Genomic DNA, 23,830 nt, shown 5'->3' with positions numbered 1-23,830 from the left:
TTTACCTTTTGCCTCGACCGCCATGACCGTCCATCTCTTGAAATGTTTCGGCGCCGCACCCGGTGGCGGCAATGCGGCGCTGGTCGTAGAAAACGAGCACGGCAGCGTAACGGCGCGCCAGGCCTTCGCCCGCGAACGGCAAGTGAGCGCCTGCGTCTTCATCGACCGGCAAGCGGACGGCGGCATCGTGCTCGACTATTTTTATCCGCACACGCGCAGCCCCCTGTGCCTGCATGCCAGCCTGGCGGCCGCGCATGTGCTGCTGACGGCGCCTGGCGCGCCGGCAACGCTGACGGTGACGACCGCCATGCGCGGGCAAGCCTTGCAACTGGTGCGCCGTGCGGACGGTTTATCGGACGGTTTATCGCATGGATTATTCATCGGCCTGGCGCCGCAACCGACGCCTGCCGTCAGCGTGGAAAAATACATTCCGTCGGAACTGATGGGCCAGCACATGCACCTGACCTCGCCGCCCGTGATCGCCTCGGTCGGCAGCCCGAAGCTGCTGCTGGAAGTGGCCGACCGCACCATACTGCGCGCGCTGCGGCCGAACCTGGAGCTGATCGCCGACTGGAGCGCCTTGCATCAGGTCAATGGCTGCTATGCGTATTGCCGCACGGGCGAGAGCGAATACGAGGGGCGCAACTTCAACCACCTCGACCCGGCACTGGAAGACAGCGCCACGGGCGTGGCGGCGGGCGCGCTGGCAGCGCACCGACAACAGTCGCTGCGTCTGCATCAGGGCCACGTGACGCAGCAAGCCTGTTTGATCCAGGTGCAATACAGCGCGCAGGCAATCTGGGTGGGCGGCATGGTGCAACGCAGCACCTGAACGGGGCATGCTGCACCGGTACAAGGCAAGCAAGGCAGCGGCGAAAAGATAATCAACCAGGAAACAACAGTTACAACAAATTTGTAATAACAAAACAAAGTATCGCTGGTGAATGCTGAAATGATGGCACTAGAATCAAGTCACGAATATTGCTCATCAGCCACTTGGAGATACTGCGTGCCGACCCTCACCACCTTACGTAAAGCCATCCTCATCAGCCTGTACGGCAGCGCCGCCCTGGCTGCCTTCAGTCCCGCCGCCATGGCCCAGACAACGGAAGCGGGCGCCACGGACGGTCCCGTGCAAACGGTCAGCGTGGTCGGCTCGCGCCGGGTCGCCAGTTCCGCCACCGATACGATGGTGCCAGTCGATATCATTCCCATTTCCAGGGTGGCCGAGCAAGGCGGCCAATTCGACCTGGCGCAATCGCTGCAATACATTTCCCCTTCCTTCAACTCCACGCGCCAGACGGGCGCCGATGGCGCCGACCTCGTCGATTCAGCCGCCCTGCGCGGCCTCGGCTCCGACCAGACCCTGGTGCTGGTGAATGGCAAGCGGCGCCACACGACGGCCCTGGTCAATCTGTTCGGCGCGCGCAACCGCGGCAACACGGGCACGGACATGAATGCGATTCCTTTGCTGGCGATCAAGAACGTGCAAGTGCTGCGCGACGGCGCCGCCGCCCAGTACGGCTCGGACGCCATTGCCGGCGTGATCGACATCGAACTGAAGAAAAGCCTGGGCTGCGAAGCGGTGGCAGGCTACAGCCAGTATGCCGAAGGCGACGGCAAGAATTACATGACCTCCGCGTATTGCGGCATCGCGCTGGGCGACAAGGGCACCCTGGCCATCACGGGCGAATACCTGGACCGGGGCCGCTCGAACCGGGCCGACGCGGACAGCCTGCGCATCATCGGCGACACCAAGTCCAAGAACAAGACGCTGTACCTGAATGGCGACTACGCCACCAGCAGCACAGGCAAGCTGTATTTCACAGCCGGCGTGCAGACGCGCGACGCATCCAGCGCCGCGTTTGGCCGGGGCGGCATCGGCAGCGACGACATTCCGTCGCGCAATTCCGCCGCCATGTATCCGAATGGTTTCGTACCGTTCATTAACGGCAAGATCGACGACCAGTACGCCACCATCGGCCACCGCAGCCAGATCGGCGAATGGCATGCGGATTTCTCGCAGACCTATGGCTACAACAAGATGCGCTATGACATCAGCAACACCTTGAACGCCTCGATCGCCAACCTCGACTTATTAAATGGCGGCAAGGGCGTCAGCGCCAGCCGTTTCGACGCGGGCGGCTTCTCGTTCCAGCAACTGACCAGCAACGCCGATTTCAGCCGCTACTACGACACGGTGATGCGCGGCATGAACGTGGCCTTCGGTGCCGAATACCGCAGCGAAGAATACAAGATCATGGCCGGCGAACCGGGCTCCTACAGCGACGCCGACGGCGTGGGCGTGGGCGGCAATGCGGGCAGCCAGGGCTTTCCCGGCTTCCAGCCCGGCGACGCCACCAAGGCCAAACGCCACAGCATCGCCGCGTATGGCGACGTGGAGCTGGATTGGACGGAACGCCTGAAAACCCAGGCGGCCCTGCGCTATGAAAAATTCAGCGATTTCGGCTCCACCGTGACGGGCAAGCTGGCCGCCAGCTATAAAGTGGCGCCCAACGTGCTGCTGCGCGGCTCCGCCAGCACGGGCTTCCGCGCACCATCGCTGCAGCAAGTGTATTTTTCGTCCACCTTCACCGATTTCATCGGTGGCGTGCCCACCGACGTGGTGCTGGCGCCGAATGGCGGCGCCGTCGCCAACGCGGCTGGCATCCCGAAACTGAAGGAAGAAAAATCCACCAGCTTTACGCTGGGCACCACCTGGACGCCCACGCAAGCGATTTCCGTCACGGCCGACCTGTACAACATCAAGATCAAGGACCGCATCGTGCTGTCGGGCCGCTTCAATGCAGACAACTATCCGGACCTGGCCGCGCGCCTGGCCCTCTTGGGCGTAGGCGAGGCGCAATTCTTCGTCAATTCCATCGACACGCGCACGCGCGGGCTGGACCTGACGGCTTCGCACAAGGGCGAACTGGCCGGCAACCGCCTGAACACCTTCCTGGCCTTGAATTTGAGCAAAACGGAAGTGACGAAAGTCAAGACGCCTGACTCGCTGCAAGGCTATGAAGACGTGCTGCTGTCCGAGCGCGAACGCCTGTTCATCGAACAGGGCGGCCCGCGCGCGAAAGCCACGCTGGGCTTCGACTACATCACGGGCAAGCTGGAATCGGACTTGCGCATCATCTACTTTGGCCCGCAAACCCTGGGCACCTTCAGCGGCACGGCCGCAGGCGTACCCAACGCCCGCTACAAGGCCAAGACCTCGGCCGACCTGAGCTTTACCTACAGCATCAGCAAGAACACCAAGCTGACTTTCGGCGGCAACAACATCTTCAACGTCAAGCCCACCACGCAAAACGCGGATGAAACGGACAATGGTTTCAAGTACGACAGCGTGCAGTTCGGCCTGAACGGCGCCTCGTATTTCGGGCGGCTGTGGGTGAAATTCTGATCGCGCTGTCCGCATAAGAAAACAGCGGAAAATAGCGAAAAACAGCGGCTGCGCCAGCATGGGCAGCCGCTGTTTTTCATGCTGGCATCCATACACTCACGTCCAGCCTGGATTGTCGCTTGATTTGACATGATGAAACAGCGACTCGTAAGGCCAGCCGTCCCCAGCCACGACAGTGCAATCGGTGGCGCGTACGCAGTCATGCAGCAATTTGACTGGATCAGCAATAACTGGAACAGGTAACGTATCGAATATCCGTTTCCTGGCAGCAGGCAATTCGACGTATTCCTCCACGTAGTCCTGCTCGCTAAAGCGAGCGGTCCGTCGCATCTCTTGCAAGTTGCCACCATCTGAAAACTTGAGCAGGTCGCGCCAGTAAGGCAACGCCAGCATCATGGCAATCAGCTCGGTGAGATTGGAAGCGATACAGCCGGCCTGCCCCCCGGATGTAACATACAGGACAGGGCGTCGTTCGACCTCGCCATCGCCGTACGCAAGAAAAACGCCACCGCTGCTTTCACCTGCCAGTACCATGAAAGGATTTTCTGGCTGCAGCGTGATCCAGGAACTGTCCCGCGCAGCACGGCCAAGGTCAACATCGCACTGCGATGTGAGCTCGTCCATTACAGCTTGCGATTTTTGCATATCAGCAAGAATAATCATAATAGAGAACCAAGCTTCAGTGCGATAGGTGAAAAGCCATGGACTATCCGCTTGCTTCATAGGGGAACGTGCCCCTTGGCCTGCCCCGGCGGCTCCCGAGGGGCACGCCCGCAGTGAACAATCTTTGCCCTGCGGCAGAAAGAACGGATAATAGCGCCTAACTCATAAGCACAGTATTGGATTACCTCATGGAAATTAAAGTCAACTTTCTCGATAAGCTGCGTCTCGAAGCCAAGTTCGACGATTTCACCGTCATCGCCGACCAGCCCATCCGTTACAAGGGCGATGGTTCGGCGCCTGGCCCGTTCGATTACTTTTTGGCATCATCGGCACTGTGTGCCGCGTACTTCGTGAAGTTGTATTGCGATACGCGCAATATTTCCACCGAAAATATCCGCCTGTCGCAAAACAATATCGTCGATCCCGAAAACCGTTACCAGCAGATTTTCAAGATCCAGGTCGAATTGCCGGCCGATATCTCGGCCAAGGACCGCCAGGGCATCCTGCGCTCGATCGACCGTTGCACGGTGAAAAAAGTGGTGCAAGCGGGACCCGAGTTCGTCATTGAAGAGGTCGAGAACCTCGATGCCGATGCCCAGGCCTTGCTGACCTTGAATCCGGCCCCTGGTGCGAGCACCTATATCGTCGGCAAGGATTTGCCGCTGGAGCAAACCATCGCCAATATGTCGGGTCTGCTGGCGGGCCTGGGCATCAAGATTGAAATCGCCTCGTGGCGCAACATCATTCCCAACGTGTGGTCGCTGCATATCCGCGACGCGCACTCGCCCATGTGTTTCACCAACGGCAAGGGCGCGACCAAGGAAAGCGCGCTGGCGTCGGCACTGGGCGAGTATATCGAACGGCTCAGCAACAACCATTTCTACGCCGGTTCGTTCTGGGGCGAGGACATTGCCAACGCACCATTCGTGCATTACCCGAACGAGCGCTGGTTCAAGCCGGGCCGCAAAGATGCGCTGCCGAAGGAGATTCTCGATGCCTACTGCCTGGATATTTACAACCCCGACGGCGAACTGCGTGGTTCGCACCTGGTCGACACCAATTCCGGCAATGCGGAGCGCGGCATCTGCTCGCTGCCGTATGTGCGCCACTCCGACGGCGAGGTCGTGTATTTCCCATCGAACCTGATTGAAAACCTGTACGTCAGCAATGGCATGAGCGCCGGCAATACCCTGGTCGAAGCGCAGGTGCAATGCCTGTCGGAAATTTTCGAACGGGCTGTCAAGCGCGAAATCCTCGAAGGCGAGATCGCCCTGCCCGACGTGCCGCAGCAAGTGCTGGCGAAGTATCCGGGCATCCTGGCCGGCATCCAGGGATTGGAAGAACAAGGCTTTCCCGTGCTGGTGAAAGATGCGTCGCTGGGCGGCGTGTACCCGGTGATGTGCGTCACCCTGATGAACCCGCGCACGGGCGGCGTGTTCGCCTCGTTCGGCGCGCACCCGAGCCTGGAAGTAGCGCTCGAGCGCAGCCTGACGGAATTGCTGCAGGGCCGCAGTTTTGAGGGCTTGAACGACTTGCCGCAGCCCACGTTTGCCAGCGAAGCCGTTACCGAGCCGAATAACTTCGTCGAACACTTCATCGATTCCAGCGGCATCGTCTCGTGGCGCTTCTTCAGCGCCAGGGCCGATTACGATTTTGTCGAGTGGGATTTTTCCGGCCACGGCGAGAACTCGAATGCCGAGGAAGCGGCCACCCTGTTCGGCATCCTCGCCGACATGGGCAAGGAAGTGTACACGGCCGAGTACGACCAGCTGGGCGCCACCGCCTGCCGCATCCTCGTGCCCGGTTATTCGGAAGTGTATCCGGTTGAAGATTTGATCTGGGACAACACCAACAAGGCGCTGCTGTTCCGCGCCGACATCCTGAACTTGCACCGGCTGGACGATGCCAGCCTGGAAGACCTGCTGGAGCGCCTGGAAAACAGCGAGCTCGACGAGTACGGCGACATCGCCACCCTGATCGGCATCGAGTTTGACGAAAACACGGTGTGGGGCCAGCTGACGACGCTGGAATTGAAGCTGCTGATTCATCTGGTCTTGCAGCAATTCGAGGAAGCGAAAGAGCTGGTGGAAACCTTCCTGCAGTACAACGACAACACGCTCGAGCGCAAACTGTTCTATCAAGCCTTGAACGTGGTGCTGGAAGTGGAACTCGATGACACGCTGGAGCTGGACGATTACGTGCTCAATTTCCGCCGCATGTATGGCGACGCCCGCATGGACGCGGTGCTGGGCTCGGTGGACGGCAGCGTGCGCTTCTTCGGCCTGCCCCCGACCAGCATGCAGCTGGAAGGCCTCGACAGGCACCAGCGCCTGATCGACAGCTTTAAAAAGCTGCACGCGGCGCGCGCCAAGGCTACACCCCGCTAGGACGGAAAATCAGGGCTGGCAAGCGGCTAACGACAATCAGCCGCCCGCCAGCGCCGCAATCTCTTTCTGCATGTTCGCTATCGCCCGCTCGTTGTACTGGTCGGCGAAATACGCATCGCCAAACAGCTGGCCCGCCTGCGCCTTGGCGCACAGGTGCTGCAGGGCCAGGCCCCGCTGCTGGTTGAAGCGCACGGGGTCCACATGCGCATATTCGCGGCCGATGGCTTGCGTGTACGCGTGGTAGACCTCTTCATCCTGGCCCAGGATGGCCAGGTCGGCGCTGAGCATCGCATCCTTCAGCACGTGGCTGATGCCGGGTCCCTGGAAATGGTCGGTGGCGCGTATCAATTGCGCCACATCGAGGTTGTCCCCGGCATCGAGGCCGCTGGCCAGCCATAGCTGGGCGCTCGCCTCTTCGCTGGAATACAGGGCGTCTTCGTCGTGGCTATAAACGGCGTCATGGAACCAGAAGGCTTTCTTGACCAGCGCGCTGTCGCGTTTGGGCGCATAGGTATTGTCGGCCCACACGCGGATTTCCGACAGGCCGTGCACCAGGTGGTCGAGGTTGTGATAGTGGCGGTCCGTGCCGCCATATGCCTGCGGCCCTGTCAGGTGCGCGAACCAGTGATCCGCCAGCGCGATGTCGGCTTGCGAGGCGGTGGCGTAATTCCACAGCGCTTCCCACTCCTTGCGCAGGCAGTCGAGTATCCACGCCTGATAGGCCGGGCCGGGGACGAATTTCTTCATGGTCCAGTTCCAGCCCACGGGGCCTTCCAGCGCCTTGACGAAGCTGGAGCTGACGGAACCGAGGTCGCGCGGCGGCATGACGAAAATCGTCTTGGCGCCCTGCAGCACGTCCACATTCGTTTGCTGGATCAGGTTTTCATAGTCGAAATCGGCCGTCGTGCGGATGCCGCGGATCAGATAATCGCAGCCATGCTTTTTCGCCGCGCGCGCCGTGTAATCGCCCTTGACGATGACCACTTGCACATTCTCCCAGCCGCACTCGCGCGCGCTCTGCTCGATGATGCGCTTGCGGTCTTCGGCGGGAAATTGCGGCTTCTTGGCGGGGTTTTGCGACAGGAACACGATCACCTCGTCGGCAAGCGAACGCGCTTCGCCGATCACCCACATATGGCCGTTGGTGATGGGGTCGAGGGTTCCTGAAAATCCGATTCTCTGCATGTGCGCTCCGTGGTCTGGTTCTGCTTGTTTCGCAGACAATATAGGGCCACGGCGCGCACGTCAATGCACGCGGTTAAAGATCCGCCTCATCGCGCCGCGATCTGGAGGGAAATCTGCCTCATTTTTTCGCCGTCAAGGGGAATTCCACGCGCACGCACAGGCCGCCCAGGCGCTCGGATTTGTCCAGCACCAGGCGCGCGCCATGGCGCTCGGCGATGGCCTTGATGATGGCCAGCCCCAGGCCGCTGCCGTTGGCGTCCGTGCCGGGTACGCGGTAAAAGCGGCTGAAGACGCGTTCGCGCTCCTCGGGCGGGATGCCGGGGCCGCTGTCTTCCACCGATAACGTCACGCCGACGGAGCTGGCGCGCAAGTCGATATCGACCGTGCCGCCCTGCGGCGTGTACTTGATGGCGTTGTCGACCAGGTTGCGTAGCATGATGTTGAGGGCATCGGCCTGCCCCGCCACCCTGGCCGGGTCCATGTGGTGCAGGCCCAGGTCGATCTTGCGCGCTTGCGCGATGCCAGCCATGTCGCCCAGCGCGCGCTTGACGACATCGTTCAAATCCACCGCCTGCAACTGGTCGCCGCTGGCGGCACTCGCCTCCTGGCGCGCCAGTACCAGCAACTGCTCGACCAGGCGCGTGGCCCGCTCGATGCCGGCGCTGACGCGCGAAATCGCCAGGCTGCGCTTTTCTTCCGATTCGGCCCGCTCCAGGCTGAGTACCTGCAGTTTCAGGGCTGCCAGCGGTGTGCGTAATTCATGTGCGGCGTCGGCGACGAAATGCTGCTGCGCGTCGAACGCCGTTTTTACGCGACCGAACAGCAGGTTCAATTCATGCACCAGCGGGCGCACTTCATCGGGCAAGCCCGCTTCCGAGACGGGCGACAGATCGTCCGCCTGGCGCGCCGCCACTTGCTTGCGCACGCGCGAAACGGGCGCCAGCGAACCGCTGACGACCCACCACACGACCAGCATCAATATCGGCGCCATCAGGGCAATCGGCCCCACCGTGCGCAGCGCCAGGCTGCCGGCCATGCGCTTGCGCACGGCCATGTCCTGGGCGATCTGCACGGTCTGGGAACTGGTTTGCACGGAGAAGATACGGTAAGTGGTGCCGTTGGCTTTCACATTCGAAAAACCCAGCACGGCGCGCTGCGGCAATTCCGCGCGCGTGATCGAGCGGAAGACTTGCACGCCGTCCGGCGTCCACACCTGCACCACCATGTCGTTGTTGACGGGGTCGGCCGGCAAGGCTTGCGCATGGTTGGCCAGCGGCGCGCCGGAGCGCAGCGACAGGGCCATCTGCTGCATGTGGTAATCGAAGATCTGGTCGGCGTCGTACAGGGCGCTGCGGTAGGCGATCGACGCCTGCGCCAGGGCCGCCATGATGATGGCCGCCAGCAAAAACCACAGCAGGCGGCCGCGCAGCGAATGCGTCACCGTGACCTTCATCCTCATGCCTTGGGCACCATGTAACCGAGGCCGCGCACGTTTTGGATCAAATCGCTGCCCAACTTCTTGCGCAAGCCATGAATATACACTTCCACGGCATTGCTGTTGACTTCATCCTTCCAGCTGTACAGCTTTTCTTCCAACTGCGCGCGCGACAGCACGATGCCGGGACGCGCGATCAAGGCTTCCAGCACGGCCCATTCGCGCGCCGACAGGTTGACCGGGTGGCCCTCGGCGATCACTTCGCGCGTCAGCGGATTAATGGAAACGCCCTGATGTTCGAAGATCGGCTCCGGCCGCCCCGAGGCGCGCCGCAGCAGGGCGCGGATGCGCGCCAGCAATTCGTCGAGATCATACGGCTTCAAGACGTAATCGTCGGCGCCCGCGTCAAGGCCCGCGATGCGCTGCTCGACGGCGTCGCGCGCCGTGGCCACCAGCACCGGGGTATCGAGCTTGCGCAAACGCATCGAGCGCAGCACGTCGAGACCATCCTTGCGCGGCAAGCCCAGGTCCAGCAGCACCAGGTCATAGGTCTGCGTTTGCAGGGCTGTGTCGGCCATGTCGCCATCCTTGACCCAGTCCACCGCGTAATGCTCGGCGCGCAGCAAGTCGAGCACCACCTCGCCGATCATCGTGTCGTCTTCTACCAGCAATAAGCGCATGACTTGCCTCTCTATCTCGTTATTCTCGTTTTCAACCCAAACGCACGGGGATGAAGATCTTATCGGGGCCGCGCTGTATCAGCAAGGCCACCGACTTGGCGGATTTTTCCACCACATCGCGCACCTGTTCGACGGTGTTGACGGGACGACCATTCACCGACAATAGCACGTCGCCCGGCTGGACTCCGGCATTCGCGGCAGCACCGCCCGCGTCTTCCACCAGCAGGCCGGCGCTGATGCCCGCCTCGCGTTTTTCATCCGATTGTAACGGACGCAGGGCCAGGCCCAGCTTTACCTTGCCGGCCGCGCTATCGCTTTTCGCCACCTCGGCCACCTTGTCGGCCGCATTGCCCAGGGTTGCCGTCAGGCTGACAATCTTGCCGTCACGCCAGACATCCATGCTGATCTTGTCGCCTGGCAAGGACGTGCCCACCAGCGCCGGCAAGTCGGCCGAGCCGATGATGCGCTGGCCATTCACCTTGCGCACCACGTCGCCCGATTTCAAGCCCGCCTTGTCGGCCGGGCTGCCGCGCTCCACATTGGCCACCAAGGCGCCTTCCGGCGTGGCCAGCTTGAACGAGTCGGCAAAGCCCTGGTTGACTTCCTGCACCGTCACGCCCAGCTTGGCGTGGCTGGCCTTGCCCGTGGCGACGATCTGGTCCTTGATGCGGCCGGCCAGGTCGATCGGGATGGCGAACGACAGACCCTGAAAGCCGCCCGTCTGGCTATAGATCTGCGAATTGATGCCAACCACTTCGCCGCGCGTGTTGAACAAGGGACCGCCCGAGTTGCCGGGGTTTACCGCCACGTCGGTCTGGATAAACGGCACATTGCTGTCGTCGGGCAGGGAACGGCCCTTGGCGCTGACCACGCCCGCCGTCACCGTGCTGTCGAAGCCATAAGGAGAACCGATGGCCAGTACCCACTCGCCCACTTTCAGGTCGCTCGAATGACCGAGCGGCACGATGGGCAAGTTGTTGGCATCGATCTTCAGCACGGCGATATCGGTCTTCGGATCGGTGCCGAGCACCTTGGCGCGGAATTCGCGGCGGTCGTTGAGCTTGACGGTCACTTCGCGCGCATCGCGCACCACGTGAGCGTTGGTCATGATGATGCCGTCCGGGCTGACGATGAAGCCGGAACCGAGGCCGTGCGTGGGCACGTCGCGGCCACCGCGCTGCCCGCCTTGCGGCCCCTGAAAGCGGCGGAAGAATTCGAAGAACGGGTCGTTGCCGAAATCGTCATTGCCGGCCTGGGCCGAGGGGTCATAGGCCACCTTGGTGCTGCCCGTCACGCTGATATTGACGACGGCCGGGCTGTTGCGCGCGGCGATCTGGCTAAAGTCGGGCAAGGCCACCAGCGGCGCGCTGGCAGCGGGCGCGACAGCGGCAGCCACCGGGGCGGCGGGCGTGCCAGCGGCGGCATTCGCGCCGGCATTGTTCTGATGCATCACCATGGCGCCACCGGCGCCCAGCACACCGATCGCGGCCAGCGCGGCTACGGTGCGTTTGATTTTCAGCGATGCGGTATTCGTTTGCTGTTCCATGAATTGCTCCTCATTCAATGAGATTTTGATGTATGCAATAGTGGCCCACGAGTCTTAGGCGGTGCTTAACATTTTTCCATTTGGAAACAGGCGTTTGCGCCTTTAAGCATGGTTTAATCTTGCGCACCGCATGCACCCTGCATGGCGGGCGATGAAGGGCCCGAACGGGCTCTGAACGTGACACTGGCCGGATCAACCGGCCAGTATTTTACTGCATGGGGAGGGGATGCCCCCTCCCGCCAACGCCAGCGCGTGGCGCCGAAATCAACTCAACTTAGCTCAGCTCAGGCTGCCTGGCGCTGTTCCAACGCATTAACGTTAGCGGCGGTGGCGTGGATGTCGCTGCCGGTGCCGATCTCGATCTTGCGCGGTTTCAGCGCTTCCGGCACTTCACGCACCAGGTCGATGGTCAGCATGCCGTTTTCAAACGTGGCGCCCGTGACTTTTACATGGTTGGCCAGCTGGAAACGCTGTTCGAAATCGCGGGCAGCGATGCCGCGGTGCAAGAACGTGCGCTCGACGCCATCTTTCTGCTTGCGGCCCGTGACGTGCAGCGAGTCGCGTTCGGTGATAATGTCGATCTCTTCGCGCGAGAAACCGGCCAATGCCATCACGATGCGGTATTTATCTTCCGACACCAGTTCGATGTTGTAGGGGGGATAGCTGGGCTGTGCATCGGCGCGCTGTTCGTTGAGCAGTTGGGCCAGGCGGTCAAAGCCAATGGCGGAACGGTACAGGGGAGCAAGGTCAAAAGTACGCATGATAAATATCCTTTTCAAATGAAGCGATAAGAGGGGCGGACCTCACCGTGAGCATCCGCTTGCTACCCAATCTAAGGACGATCAAGCGGTCTTCAAGGCCTTGAAATTGGCGAAAAGCGCCCCAGACGACGCTAAATTTGTAAGAAATTTTTACACGGCCAGCCCGAGGGGATTTTGCATGGCGTCCCCTATGCGGGACCGGCTTTTGGTGTATGCTGGCGGCATGAATAATGACACCGACATCCAGCTCAGCGGCCCCTTCAAGGCCACCGACGGCTACGGCCGTGCCCACGACATCAAGGCCATCCGCATCTTCGACGAAGGCTACGGCATCATCGACGTCTACGTCGATTTCGCCGCCCCGCTCGAAACAGGCGCTTACAAGGACAAGACCCTGGTCGGCCACATCCTGGCCCGCTTGCGCAGCCTCGGCTACGTCGGCCCCGACTTCGGTCATGGCGACCTGGGCTTGCAAGACAAGAAACTAATCGTTCTGGAAGCGCCCGAGGAATTTTCCGCCTTTGCCGTGGGCAAGGGCTGGAAGGATCTTTCGGCCGAGTTTGACGAAGACTGAGTACACCTGACCACATCTACTGCACGCCGCGCCAGCTTCTGCTGCCGCGGCGTTTTTCATGGGAGACAACTTAGTTCAGCTTAATTGATATAACGCGCGCTCCAGGCGGCGATGACGTTGGCGACATAGGCGGCATCATTGCGCCCCGTCAATAAGTGGTCGGCGTCATCGAGCGAAACGAAACTTTTCGGGTGCTTGGCTGCCGTAAAGATATCCATCGCATTCGACAGGCTCACCGTCGTGTCGTTCGGCGCGTGCATCACCAGCAGGGCCCGGCGCAGGCCGGCGATATGCTCTTTTAAGCTGTGGCTGCCCGCGTCGTCGACGAATTGCTGGCGAATGCGAAATGGCCGCCCTTCCAGCTGCACCAGCGCTTCACCCTCGGCGGCGATTTGCTCCAGGTGCTCACTGAACATGCGCGTCACATACGCGGGCGTGCTGGGGGCGGCCAGCGTCACCACGGCCGTCGCCTCCGGCACTTGCGCGGCAGCGGCCAGCACGGCGGCGCCACCCAGGCTGTGGCCGATCAGCAATTGCGGCGCAGAGTGTCTGGCCCGCAAGAAATCGGCAGCGGCAAGCAAATCGTCGACATTCGACGAGAAATTGGTGGCGGCAAACTCGCCCTCACTGGCGCCCAGTCCCGTGAAGTCGAAGCGCAAGACGGCGATGCCATGCTGCGTCAAGCCTTGCGCGATACGCCGCGCGGCCAGCACGTCCTTGCCGCAGGTAAAACAGTGGGCGAACAGCGCGTACGCGCGGATGACGTCGTCGGGCGCATCGAGGCGCGCCGCCAGCACATGGCCATGCGCACCGGGAAAGTCTTGCCGGGTGGATTTCATTGTCTCGGATCAAAGCTGCCGCGCAGCGCGGCCGATGGCGCATTGTAGCGCCGCCAGGCCGCCAGCTGTTTTAAGTACGCGTGGGTATGTCGATACCTTTCATGACGGCAGGGCGGGCCAGAAACGCTTCCAGCGCGCGCTGCACATTCGGGAAATGGTCGAAACCGACGAGATCGCCCGCAGCATAGAAACCCACCAGGCAGCGCACCCAAGGGAAGATGGCGATGTCGGCAATCGTGTACTGCCCGCCCATGATCCAGTCGCGGCCCTGCAGGCGCTGCTCGAGCACACCCAGCAAGCGCTTGGCCTCGCCGATATAGCGTTCCAGCGGACGCTTGTCTTCGTAGTCCTTGCCGGCAAATTTGTGGAAGAAGCCCACCTGGCCGAACATGGGGCCGATGCCACCCATCTGTAACATCAGCCACTGTATCGTTTCATAGCGCAGGCCCGCATCCTGGGGAATGAATTTGCCCGTTTTCTCGGCCAGGTACAGCAGGATGGCGCCCGATTCGAACAGGGCCAGCGGCTGGCCATCGGGACCGTTGGGGTCGAGGATGGCGGGAATCTTGTTGTTCGGATTGAGGGACAGGAATGCGGGCGACAGCTGGTCGTTTTGCTCGAAGCTGACCAGGTGCGGCTCGTACGCCAGGCCCAGCTCTTCCAGCAGGATGGAGACCTTGATGCCGTTCGGCGTCGGCAGCGAGTACAACTGCAGGCGCTCGGGATGCCGGGCAGGCCATTTCTCGGTGATAGGGAAGTCGGAGACTTGGGACATGGGAATCCTTATTGAGGTGAATGACGCGGCGCAAGCAAGTATAGCCAAGCAGGGCAATGTGCGTTGCGCGCCGCTTGAAACGCTCTGGCCGCCACTCAGCCAAACAAACCATGCAGGAACCAGCGCGGTGCGGCGTCCTCTCCGCTGCCTGCGATGCGTTCGCGGTAGACCCAGTAATGGGCGTGGTCGAGGCCTTCGGCGATGAAATAATCGCGCGCCTGCGACTGGCCCCACCAGCCCGCCTCGATGCGCTCGGCGACAGAGACCATTTTCAAAGGCGAGCCATAGAAGGGCCGGTGCTCGCGCATCAACAGGGCCACCGGTTGCGCCAGCAGCCAGCCGGGACGGGGCATGCCGGGCAAACCGGGCGGCAAGTCCGGCAACGCGCTTTTGCCGACGACCTTGGCCGGCAGCGGCAGCCACTGGTTGGCTGCTTCGGGGCGGTAATCGGCGCGTGGTGCTGCCTGCAAGACATTCTCGGCGCCCAGGCGCGCCACCAGCAATTCCATCAGGCGCTGGCGCTCCTGCGGCGTGCCACCCGGTTCGGGAAACAGGCTCTCGCTGGGCGGCGCCATGGGCTGCACCTGCAGCGCTTCCAGGGTCAGGCCGATCACGGGCGCATCCAACACCAGCTGCGCCAGACGCTCCTTGAGCAAGCGCACCAGGTGCTCGTCGCGCCAGACGGCCTCGCCTAGCGCCAGCTCGATGACGGTGGGCGGGCGCGCCACCCTGCCCCGCTCGTGCGCCAGCAGCAACTGAATGCGCTCGACGGCGAATTGCCGCGCGCACAGCCAGCCCGTCATTTGCTGCAGCAGGCGGCGCGCGCCGAACAGTAAGGCGTCTGCATGCTCCACGCGATCGAACAATTCCAGGCTGGCGCGGAACGTGGGTGGGGCTTCGAGCCACACGAACAATTCCGTTCTGTGGCCATGCGCATCGTCGAGCATATCCAGCAAGGCCACGCCGCAACGGCGCTGCAAACCGGGCCGGGGCAACTGGCGCAACTGCCCCAGAGTGCGGCAACCGATACCTTCGAACCAGTCGAGATAGGGGCGCGCGGGCGGCAGCAAGGTGCACGGCAGGCGGTCGAGGCGGCGCACGAGACTATCCATGCCTAGCACGCGGCCCCGGCGCGTACCGGCGCGCGCCAGCAGCCAGGCACCGCGCGCCGTGGGCGCGCACGACAGCTGTGCCGTGTAGCCCAGCGCGCGCAAACTGGCCGCAATCTGCCGGCACAGGGCGCGCACGCCGCCGAACAGGCGCAAGCTGGCGCCCGCGTCGACCAGCAGGGTTGCTTCCTCGCCCTGCGCCACCAGCGGCGAGTATTGCAGCAGCGCCAGCCCCACCGCTTGCAGGGCTTGCGCTTCCAGGTCCAGCGAGCGCTCGTGCAGGCGCGCCTGCGGCGCCAGCATCAGCGCGCCCGCGCGGCGCATGCCCGGCCGGATGCCGGCCGCCCGCGCCAGCGGCGACAGGGCCATCACTTGCTCCTGCTCCAGCACCGCGCCCAGCTGATCAGCCGACCAGCGCGGGCAAAACACTTCGAGCGGGAGCCGGGGCAGGCACAGGCCGATCCAGAGTCGCATGGCGTAGCAATAATGAAGGGGGTTGCAGGGGCAAGAACAGGGGCGCGTCGCGCTGCGGCCCGCGGCGCTTGATGAAGCCGATCTCGATGCCGCCGGCGGCCGGGCGCACGGACAGGCGCAGCGGCGCCGGCGACGCATCCTGCGCGCCGTGCAGCGGGCGCAGCATGCAAAACAGGGTATTGCCGCCTTGCGCGGCCAGGTGCAGCCGGCGCAGGCTGTCGCCGCGCACGTGCGACTGCCAGAACAGCAAGGCGCCGCAACTGCCGCTGCGCAAGATGTTTTCCGCCGCCCACAAGGCATCCTTGCTGCCGGCGCTCTTCAGCCACAGCAGCTGCGACGGCGCCAGACCCTGCGCAGCCAGGGCCAGCGCCTGCGGCGGATGGGGCGGCTGCAACAGCACGATGGGCAAGCCCGGCAGCTGCGCCAGCGCGGGCGCCAGCAGACGCAATTCACCGCTGCCCGGCTGCTGCACCAGCAGATCGATGAGGCTACCGCTGGGCCAGCCGCCGCCCGGTAGTTGCGCGGACAAGACGGCAAAACCCGTGTCCAGGCAGCGTGCGGCGCCCTGCCCCAGCTGCGATGCGCGCCACAGGGACGGGTGCAAGGCTTCCGGCGAGGCCATCAATTGGGAATGTTGCATAGTTAGTTATGAGGATAAATACTGTATGCATATACAGTACTATTCAGTCCCTCTTTTGGCAAGGCTTATCTGCGTATTATCTGCCTGTCACCACCGCAGGGGCCGTCCCGCCATGTCCGAAAAACCCCGTTTCTGGCATCGATTGCTGTACCATAAGCACTCTCCTTACCGCCTGGCAACACACCAGTCGGCTCCCTCCGTCCATAAGGAAACGCATTTGACCACCATCCAACTCATCAGCGCGATCATCTTCGGCCTTGCGCTCATCCACACCTTCACCGCCAAGTCGTTTGAAACCCTGGCGCAGCGCCATCCCCGCCATGCAGGCCTGCTGCATCTGTTGGGCGAAGTGGAAGTCGTGTTCGGCTTCTGGGCCTTCATTTTGATCATCATCATGGCCTTTGTCTCGGGCAGCGAGGCGGCCATCGAGTATGCCGAATCGCGCCAGTACACGGAACCGCTGTTCGTCTTTGTCGTCATGGTGGTGGCCGCCTCGCGCCCCGTGCTCGACGCCGTGCAGCGCCTGCTCAAAGGGGTGGCGCGCGTGATGCCGCTGCGCACGGAACTGGCCCTCGTCTGGCTGGGCCTGGCGCTCGTGCCCCTGACGGGCTCGATGATCACGGAACCGGCCGCCATGACCCTGGCCGCGCTGATGCTGGCGCCGCAAATCTTCCGCCCGGGCATCCCCGAATGGCTGAAATACGGCGCGCTGGGCGTGCTGTTCGTCAACGTTTCCATCGGCGGCACCCTGACCTCATACGCGGCGCCGCCCGTGCTGATGGTGGCCGCCACGTGGAACTGGGACAGCGCTTTCATGGCCAGCCATTTCGGCTGGAAAGCCGCCATCGCCGTGCTGGTCAATGCCACGGGCGTGAGCATATTGCTACGCAAATATCTGCATAGCAACACGTCCGATATCAAGCCGAAAGCCGGCGAGGTGGAACCGCCGAAAGTGCCGCTGGCCATCAGCCTCGTGCACATGATCGTGCTGGGCGGCGTGGTGGCCCTGGCGCACCATCCCGTGCTGTTCTTCGGCTTGTTCTTGTTCTTTCTCGGCTTTGTGCAGGCGTATGAGCGCTATCAGAGCCCGCTGATCCTGAAAGAGGGCTTGCTGGTCGGCTTCTTCCTTGGCGGCCTGGTGGTGCTGGGCGGCATGCAGCAATGGTGGCTGCAGCCCATCGTCTCGAGCCTGAAGCCGCTGGCCCTGTTCTTCGGCGCGCTGGGCTTGACGGCGATCACCGACAATGCGGCCCTGACTTACCTGGGCTCGCTGATCGTCGGCATGACGGACGAAGCGAAATACATGCTGGTGGCCGGCGCCGTGGCCGGCGGCGGCCTGACCGTTATCGCCAACGCGCCGAACCCGGCCGGCGTATCCCTGCTGCGCCGCGGCTTCAAGGATGAATCGATCGGCGCTGTCGGCCTGCTGGCCGGCGCCCTGCTGCCGACGGCCGTGGCGGCCCTGGCCTTCCTGGCCTTGTAAGCATCTTCATGGGGCGGCTGCCGGCCGCCCCTGCTACCCCTCAGTTTCCCTCCTCGGTTTCCCCCTCAGTTTCCTTCCTCAGTTTCCTTCCTCAGTTTCCTTCCTCAGTTCCCTTCATAAACGAGAAAGTGCAGGCGGTCATAGAACAGGCTGTAGGCATAGTCGAACGTGCCCACGCTGCGAAAACCCTTGTGCAGATACACTTGCAGCGCTTCGCTCTTTTCCCACACCGTCAAGGTGATGCGCGCACAGCCCTTGCGGCTGGCCAGGTCGCGGATTTCATGGAACATCTGCCGGAACAGGCCCTGGCCCCGATATTTCTCGTCGATGGCCAGGCTGCTGACGAAACAGTCGTCGGCGCGCGCATGCGCAAGCACGAATGCATCATAGGCATCGTCGAGCGCCTTCATGTCATCGCGGTAATACGAGACGGCGCCGCAAGCCTGGAACTCGTCCATCGTCGCGGCCGTGAAGAAGCCGATGAAGCGCCCGTCCTCGTCATGCAGGCCATGGATGTGCGCCAGGTAGGGGTCGATATTCTGCCGCCGCTGCAATTCGACGAACTGCAAATTGAGTTTATTGCCAAACGAGCAGTATTCGAGGTAACTGGTGGCAAACAGCAGCTTCGCCATGCGGTTCTTCGTCTCATCGCCCAGCAGTTCGCCCGCCACCAGCTTGAGCGGCGCATGCGACAGCAAGCCCGCCTGCACCTCGTCGCCGGACGGAGCGGCATCGCCGACGGCCGGCATGCGGCTGCCGTGGCGGCCCACGGTGGGACGCCAGAAATTGCCCGCGGCAATATGCTGCGAACGGTGGGCCAGCAGGTAGCGGCAAAAGACGGCATTCACGCGGTCCAGTTGCGGGTCGTCCGACAGCACCGAATAATAGTGGAAGTGATCGATGTCCGCCCGCAGCTGAGCCGCATACGCCATGCGCGGCACTTCCTCGATGTCGAACACATCAACAATGTTGACCAGGCGCAAAGGATCGTCGAGTTGCCAATCGATTTCATCGAGCCGCGCCACGCAGCGCGCATACGCGCGACGCTCCTCGTCGCTGAGGGGAATGTGTATATCGGTAATGATATCGTCCAGCAAACGCATGCCGCGGATGCCGCCCGCCACCGCTTCCCGCGCGCCGTCATACAGCACGCAATAGCGCTGGTAAAACTCGGCATGGCTGAGCAGGGTCACGCCCAGGTTTTTCTTCCATTCGGCATAGAACTGGCCGAACAGCTGCGCCTCGAATTGCGGGCAGGAACGGGGGATTTCCCCGTCGATGCGCGCATAAGCGAGATTCACATTACGCTGAATCACCCGCAGCGCGGCATCGTTCTTCTTGGCGATCAGCATGCCCGTTTCATCGAGAAACAGATTCATCCAGCTGACATGCTGGCGCTCTTCGCCGTCACCCTCCTTGTGCTGGAAATAATCGGGCACTTCCGGCTTCATCAGGAAAATCGTCGCCGGATTATGCGGGATCGTATCGACATCCATATACATGCCGCCGTATTCGCACATGATGAGGATGCGGAAATAATCGGACAAGGTGGCGAAGTAGCGCTGCGTATGCAGGGTATCGAGTATGTCGAAGCGGGCCGGCGCAAAGTCCAGCGCCAGCGCGCGCAGCGAGTTGATATGCAGTGTCGTGCCGCCGATGGCATAGCGGCCTATCGTATAGCGCCCGGCGCCGCCCGTAGGGCTGAAACGCGCATCATGGCGCAATTGCTGCGCATCCCAGGCCCACAGGATGGAGACATACGGCGCGCCGCCATTCTGCCGCACCTCTTCCAGCGCCGCGCCCCACTGCTGGATCGCCTCAAAGGCGATGGCCGGCAACGGCCCGCCCATCCAGATGCGGTGCAGATAACGCTCGTCATCGCCCAGCGCCCGCGTGGGGATGCAACTGAGCGAGGAACAGCTTGCGGCATTGAAATGCGTAAAATTGGCGGCAACGAAGCTGCGCAGGGCGGCGGTGCCCGCCTGGTGCTCCACGGCCAGTTGTTCCAGATCTCTGCCGGCCGGCCGGACATCGGCCAGGGTGATGTAATCGAGTTTCAGCCGGTGGATGCGAAACTCGTACTCCAGGTTGAAAATCTTTGCTTGTTCGTGTTTCGAGGCCAGGTCATCTATTTTCATGGGCGCACCATCTTCCGCAGGAGAGTGTCAGTAAACGTCGCAGGAGGTAAAACAAGGTCGAGAACATGCGCATCGTTGCGCCATCAGTGCCGGGCCAGCCGCACCTCGCTTTCCCGGCGCCCCGCCATGCCCCGCGTAAACAGCAGCAGGCAGGCGGCGATGACCACGATGACGGGGATATTCAGCAGCGCATACGTTTCCAACGCATAGCCGAAGCGCTGGCACAGCACGTTGTACAGCTGCAGCCAGGCCGACAAATAAATGCAGTACAGCAAGCTCATGGCGGCCGTCGTCAGTGTCATCGATTCCTTGCTGGCCGTGAGCGCGCTGCGGATCAGGGCGCCATTGAACAGGCCGAAGCCGATGGAATAGACAAACATGCACGCCGCAAATACATCGACGTGATGGCGGCCCGCGCCGGCGCCCAGCATGCCGGCGGCCGCGATCAGCCCGCCCAGGCGCAGCAGATGCACGAGCGGGAAATCCTGCCGCAGGCGCTGGATAGCGATGCTGCTGAGCACAAAACCGGACAAAATCACGCATTGCAGCGCGATATAGGTGGCATAGGAGGCGCCCATCTCCTGCAGCACGAAGATGGGCGAAAAGCCGATCCAGGCCGTCAGCGGCACGGTGGCAAGCCCGGCCGTGAACATGCCGAACATGAAGCGCCCGTTGCTGAAAATGGCGATATAGCTGCGCACGATGGCGCGGCCATCCAGGCGCGGCTGTGTCGGCGCCGCGCGCGGCATGGTCTTGAACAGGCCCAGCAAGGACAGCAGCGCCAGCAGGCCGGAAAGGAAAAACACGTAGCGCCAGTCCAGCCGGCTGATGATGGCGCTGCCAAGGATGGGGCCGGCCAGGGGCGCGAGGATGGTGGTGCTCGACAAAATGCTGCTGAGCTTGACGGCCGCCATGTCATCGAACAGTTCATGGATCATGGCATAGCCGACGAAGATGAAGCAGCAGCCCATGCCCTGGATGAAACGCAGAGCGAGAAATTGCTCGATCGAAGCGGCAAACGGCACCGCCAGCGTGGCCAGCAAGAACAAGGCATTGCCAGTCAGCACGAGTTTGCGCTTGCCGATGCAGTCGGCCAGCGGACCCAGGAAAATCTGCAGCGAGCTGCCGCCCAGCAGATACAGGCTCAGGGACAAGGGAACGAATTTTTTCTCCGCCTGGAACTCGTCGACGATGCCCAGCATCGCCGGCATGATCATATCGTTCGACAGATAGATATTCAGTTCAAAGACGAGGAAAAACGCAAAAAACCACAACAACTGCCTGGACTTGATGGACATGGCGCGTTCCGTAACGTGGGTGGCTGCCGTCAGTGCATGTCTACCGTCGGGGCATGGGACGGCGGACACGATACACACTGAAAACGTGTACCAATTGTATACCAGTTAGTATTTTTAGCGCCTATTTTTGTGATTTTTAAATACCGCAGCAATACCACTCATGAGAAATCGAGGGTAGGCCGGCATTCGGTGGCGGAGTTGAAAAGGGCGCGACAGGCGCGCTGGCGCGGCCGAGCGGCGGCACGGCCAGCGCTGCGGGTAACAGAGGAACGGTGCGTACCAGTGCCTGCAGCGACGTTGCGGCGCGGCACGGTGGCTTATCGGCGGTGGTGGCTGGCGAAGAAATCGAGCAGCATCTTGCTGGCGTCGGGCTTTGCCTTGTCGTTGAACGGCAGACTGGCGTCGCCACCGCTCCACGCGTGTTCAAGGTGCTCGACCTGCGCCACGCGCAGCAGCACATCCTTGCCCACCTGATAATCGTGCAAGGCATACGCATGCGCCGGGTTGCGTCCGCTCGCCGCACCGCCAGGCAGACGCTGCGCCGTCACCAGCGTATCGGCTGGCATGCGGTTGACGCGCACGCTCTGGCGCACCAGTTGCGTCTGGTTAATGGGCCGCACCACCTTGTCGGCCTGCCCTTGCAGCAGGATGGTGGGCAGGCGGGGAAACGCGGGCTGGCGCGCCAGCACTTCATCGATGGCCGCGTCGGCACGGGCGGCAGCGCCATGCTGCATCACCTGCAGCGCGCCGATCAGATTATGCCCGGCGCCAAACACGGGTCCGGAATGCAGGCCCAGCGCGGCAAACAAATGAGGATGGTTCAGGGCCACGATATGCGCCATGCCGGCACCGGCGGAAATGCCGCAGATATAAATGCGCGCGCGGTCGATCGCATAGCGGGCCGCCACCTGCTCGATGGCGCCGACGATCAGACGCACGTCGCCGCCGCCCTCCTGCGTCAGCTTGTCGTACCACTTCCAGCAGCGGCGCGCATGCGAACGCAACGATTGCTGCGGATACAGCACGGCATAGCCCTTGCGCTCGGCCAGGCGGTTCATGCGCGTGCCTTCGGCAAACTGCGTGGCGCTCTGCTCGCAGCCGTGCAGCATCACCAGCAGCGGCCGGCCCCGGCTGCGCATGGCGGCGCTCGGCGCCTTCTCGGGCAGGTACAGAAAATATGGCAGGCGCCGGCCCGGCAACTGCCCCAGTTCCGGCAACGGCGCATAGTGGGCGGCCAGCCACTTGCCCGGCGGGGACGCTGTTCGCTTGCGCACGCGCGGGGGCGACAGAGGCGTGGCGAACGGCGCCAGCGAGGGCACGGCATCGCTGGCGGGCCTGGCGCGCGGCTTGGCGACGGTTTTCGCCACTGCCTTGGCGCCGATTTTGCTCACGACCTTGCTCACGGCCTTGCGAGGCTTGGGCTTGGCTGGCACGGGCCCGAACAGCACCTTGGCCAGCCTGTTCGCCGTGCGCTGCTGCGCCTTACCGGCGCGCAATAGCCCACGCAGCCATTTGGTGGCGGGCTTCACCATGGCAAGCGGCGCGCGTGTCGTTGTGGAGCGTAGCGCAAGTTCATCTCACTGCATCGTTGCATCGTCAGCATGTGCGGCCTCCTCCGTAGAACGCATAGAGTACCGCAATTGGCGGACAACACCGTACGTTTGCACACCGATAAAAGTGCCGCAGACACCATTGAGGCAGATCAAACGCGACCTTATGTGCATGCGTAATCTGGGGACTCGATCAGCACTTCACGAGGAGAGAACACCATGAGCTATCTGGACCGCGACATCCTGGGCATATACCGCAACCACGACGGCCCGGGGCCGGCCTTGATGGGGGCCGACACCCTGCTCGGCGACGATGTCTACAATCACAGCGACGAGGAACTGGGCGACATCAAGGAAATCATGCTCGACATGAGCACCGGCCAGATCGCCTATGCCGTACTGTCCTTCGGCGGCATCCTGGGCATGGGCGACAAGCTGTTTGCCGTCCCTTGGGAACACCTGACCCTGGACCCCGTCAACAAGCGCTTCCTGCTCAACGTGGAAAAAAAACAGCTGAAAGACGCACCCGGCTTCGACAAGAACAACTGGCCCGACATGGGTAGCGATGCGTGGAACCAACAGATGGAAGCGTTCTATGGCAGCGGCAGGCGCTACGGCAGCGGCGCCATGGCGGGCAGCCACATGCCATCCAGCAGCGACCTGCGCAGGGGCGCCAGTTTGCAATCAGGCAGCGACGGCAGCATGTCCGGCACCTCCATGAGCGGCAGCCGCGCCGGCACGGGCAGCAGCCAGGGCGACGTGGGCTCGCGTTCCTCGCTCAGCGATGATGAGCTGGATGAACGTAGGTCAGATTAATAGCGCGTAATGCGACACCACCAGCGACACCGCCCCACCTCGGCGGCCCCGCTAATCCGACCTAC

The 23,830-nt window shown here is 62.4% G+C and carries 19 protein-coding genes; 6 read left to right on the top strand and 13 right to left on the bottom strand.

The features are described from left to right. Positions 1 to 22: 22 nt before the first annotated feature. The gene (locus ACP7DE_RS08705) at positions 23 to 832 is read left to right on the top strand and encodes a PhzF family phenazine biosynthesis protein (protein WP_426071712.1); all 810 of its coding nucleotides are present in this window, start codon (positions 23 to 25) and stop codon (positions 830 to 832) included. 177 nt (positions 833 to 1,009) lie between these two features. Next, entirely contained in the window at positions 1,010 to 3,412 is a 2,403-nt protein-coding gene (locus tag ACP7DE_RS08700; protein ID WP_426071711.1) for a TonB-dependent receptor plug domain-containing protein, read from the top strand. Positions 3,413 to 3,508: 96 nt separating this feature from the next. Here the strand turns inward: ACP7DE_RS08700 and ACP7DE_RS08695 are convergent, their stop codons facing one another. Beyond that, positions 3,509 to 4,135: a hypothetical protein gene (locus ACP7DE_RS08695; protein ID WP_426071710.1), complete on the bottom strand. Its 627-nt coding sequence runs from the start codon at positions 4,133 to 4,135 to the stop codon at positions 3,509 to 3,511. Between the two features lie 128 nt (positions 4,136 to 4,263). Between ACP7DE_RS08695 and ACP7DE_RS08690 the strand changes: the two genes are divergently transcribed. Beyond that, positions 4,264 to 6,462 (top strand): OsmC domain/YcaO domain-containing protein, encoded by a 2,199-nt coding sequence (locus tag ACP7DE_RS08690; protein ID WP_426071709.1) that lies wholly within the window; start codon positions 4,264 to 4,266, stop codon positions 6,460 to 6,462. A 36-nt stretch (positions 6,463 to 6,498) separates the two neighbouring features. On the opposite strand, the gene coaD is transcribed toward ACP7DE_RS08690, so the two are convergent. The 5 genes from coaD to ACP7DE_RS08665 all read right to left on the bottom strand — a co-directional run bounded on the left by coaD (position 6,499) and on the right by ACP7DE_RS08665 (position 12,069). Beyond that, positions 6,499 to 7,647, bottom strand: a complete 1,149-nt coding sequence (gene coaD, locus ACP7DE_RS08685; RefSeq protein WP_426071708.1) for a pantetheine-phosphate adenylyltransferase — start codon at positions 7,645 to 7,647, stop codon at positions 6,499 to 6,501. A 118-nt stretch (positions 7,648 to 7,765) separates the two neighbouring features. Further along, complete coding sequence (locus tag ACP7DE_RS08680; protein WP_426071778.1) at positions 7,766 to 9,100, bottom strand: ATP-binding protein; 1,335 nt, start codon at positions 9,098 to 9,100, stop codon at positions 7,766 to 7,768. 2 nt (positions 9,101 to 9,102) lie between these two features. Then, positions 9,103 to 9,762 carry a response regulator gene (locus ACP7DE_RS08675; protein ID WP_010400558.1) on the bottom strand — a complete coding sequence of 220 codons (660 nt, stop codon included), beginning with the start codon at positions 9,760 to 9,762 and terminating at the stop codon, positions 9,103 to 9,105. Between the two features lie 31 nt (positions 9,763 to 9,793). After that, positions 9,794 to 11,308: a Do family serine endopeptidase gene (locus tag ACP7DE_RS08670; RefSeq protein WP_426071707.1), complete on the bottom strand. Its 1,515-nt coding sequence runs from the start codon at positions 11,306 to 11,308 to the stop codon at positions 9,794 to 9,796. Between the two features lie 284 nt (positions 11,309 to 11,592). Continuing rightward, positions 11,593 to 12,069 (bottom strand): Hsp20 family protein, encoded by a 477-nt coding sequence (locus ACP7DE_RS08665; protein ID WP_426071706.1) that lies wholly within the window; start codon positions 12,067 to 12,069, stop codon positions 11,593 to 11,595. Between the two features lie 223 nt (positions 12,070 to 12,292). Here ACP7DE_RS08665 and ACP7DE_RS08660 point away from each other — a divergent pair, with 223 nt between their 5' ends. Continuing rightward, on the top strand, positions 12,293 to 12,643 hold the full coding sequence (locus ACP7DE_RS08660; RefSeq protein WP_426071705.1) for a hypothetical protein: 351 nt from the start codon (positions 12,293 to 12,295) through the stop codon (positions 12,641 to 12,643). An 80-nt stretch (positions 12,644 to 12,723) separates the two neighbouring features. Here ACP7DE_RS08660 and ACP7DE_RS08655 read toward each other — a convergent pair whose 3' ends face one another. The 4 genes from ACP7DE_RS08655 to imuA all read right to left on the bottom strand — a co-directional run bounded on the left by ACP7DE_RS08655 (position 12,724) and on the right by imuA (position 16,480). Next, a complete protein-coding gene (locus tag ACP7DE_RS08655; protein ID WP_426071704.1) occupies positions 12,724 to 13,482 on the bottom strand; it encodes an alpha/beta hydrolase family protein in 759 nt (252 codons plus the stop codon). Between the two features lie 70 nt (positions 13,483 to 13,552). Beyond that, the gene (locus tag ACP7DE_RS08650) at positions 13,553 to 14,257 is read right to left on the bottom strand and encodes a glutathione S-transferase N-terminal domain-containing protein (RefSeq protein ID WP_426071703.1); all 705 of its coding nucleotides are present in this window, start codon (positions 14,255 to 14,257) and stop codon (positions 13,553 to 13,555) included. Positions 14,258 to 14,352: 95 nt separating this feature from the next. Beyond that, positions 14,353 to 15,840, bottom strand: a complete 1,488-nt coding sequence (locus ACP7DE_RS08645) for a Y-family DNA polymerase (protein WP_426071702.1) — start codon at positions 15,838 to 15,840, stop codon at positions 14,353 to 14,355. Continuing rightward, positions 15,770 to 16,480 carry a translesion DNA synthesis-associated protein ImuA gene (imuA, locus tag ACP7DE_RS08640; RefSeq protein ID WP_426071701.1) on the bottom strand — a complete coding sequence of 237 codons (711 nt, stop codon included), beginning with the start codon at positions 16,478 to 16,480 and terminating at the stop codon, positions 15,770 to 15,772. Before imuA ends, ACP7DE_RS08645 begins: the two co-directional genes overlap by 71 nt. 217 nt (positions 16,481 to 16,697) lie before the next feature. On the opposite strand from imuA, the gene ACP7DE_RS08635 reads away from it, so the two are divergent. Then, positions 16,698 to 17,963 carry a putative Na+/H+ antiporter gene (locus ACP7DE_RS08635; RefSeq protein WP_426071700.1) on the top strand — a complete coding sequence of 422 codons (1,266 nt, stop codon included), beginning with the start codon at positions 16,698 to 16,700 and terminating at the stop codon, positions 17,961 to 17,963. A 104-nt stretch (positions 17,964 to 18,067) separates the two neighbouring features. Here the strand turns inward: ACP7DE_RS08635 and ACP7DE_RS08630 are convergent, their stop codons facing one another. The 3 genes from ACP7DE_RS08630 to ACP7DE_RS08620 form a co-directional block, all read right to left on the bottom strand. After that, complete coding sequence (locus ACP7DE_RS08630) at positions 18,068 to 20,101, bottom strand: GNAT family N-acetyltransferase (RefSeq protein WP_426071699.1); 2,034 nt, start codon at positions 20,099 to 20,101, stop codon at positions 18,068 to 18,070. 83 nt (positions 20,102 to 20,184) lie between these two features. Beyond that, the gene (locus tag ACP7DE_RS08625) at positions 20,185 to 21,399 is read right to left on the bottom strand and encodes an MFS transporter (protein WP_426071698.1); all 1,215 of its coding nucleotides are present in this window, start codon (positions 21,397 to 21,399) and stop codon (positions 20,185 to 20,187) included. Between the two features lie 317 nt (positions 21,400 to 21,716). After that, entirely contained in the window at positions 21,717 to 22,931 is a 1,215-nt protein-coding gene (locus ACP7DE_RS08620; protein WP_426071697.1) for an extracellular catalytic domain type 1 short-chain-length polyhydroxyalkanoate depolymerase, read from the bottom strand. 237 nt (positions 22,932 to 23,168) lie between these two features. Here ACP7DE_RS08620 and ACP7DE_RS08615 point away from each other — a divergent pair, with 237 nt between their 5' ends. Continuing rightward, positions 23,169 to 23,765 (top strand): PRC-barrel domain-containing protein, encoded by a 597-nt coding sequence (locus ACP7DE_RS08615; RefSeq protein WP_426071696.1) that lies wholly within the window; start codon positions 23,169 to 23,171, stop codon positions 23,763 to 23,765. Positions 23,766 to 23,830 lie beyond the last annotated feature (65 nt).

The organism is Janthinobacterium sp. DSP2-3-3, from assembly GCF_049897325.1.
Taxonomy (GTDB): Bacteria; Pseudomonadota; Gammaproteobacteria; order Burkholderiales; family Burkholderiaceae_D; genus Janthinobacterium.
This window is presented reverse-complemented; position numbering and strand designations above follow the sequence as displayed.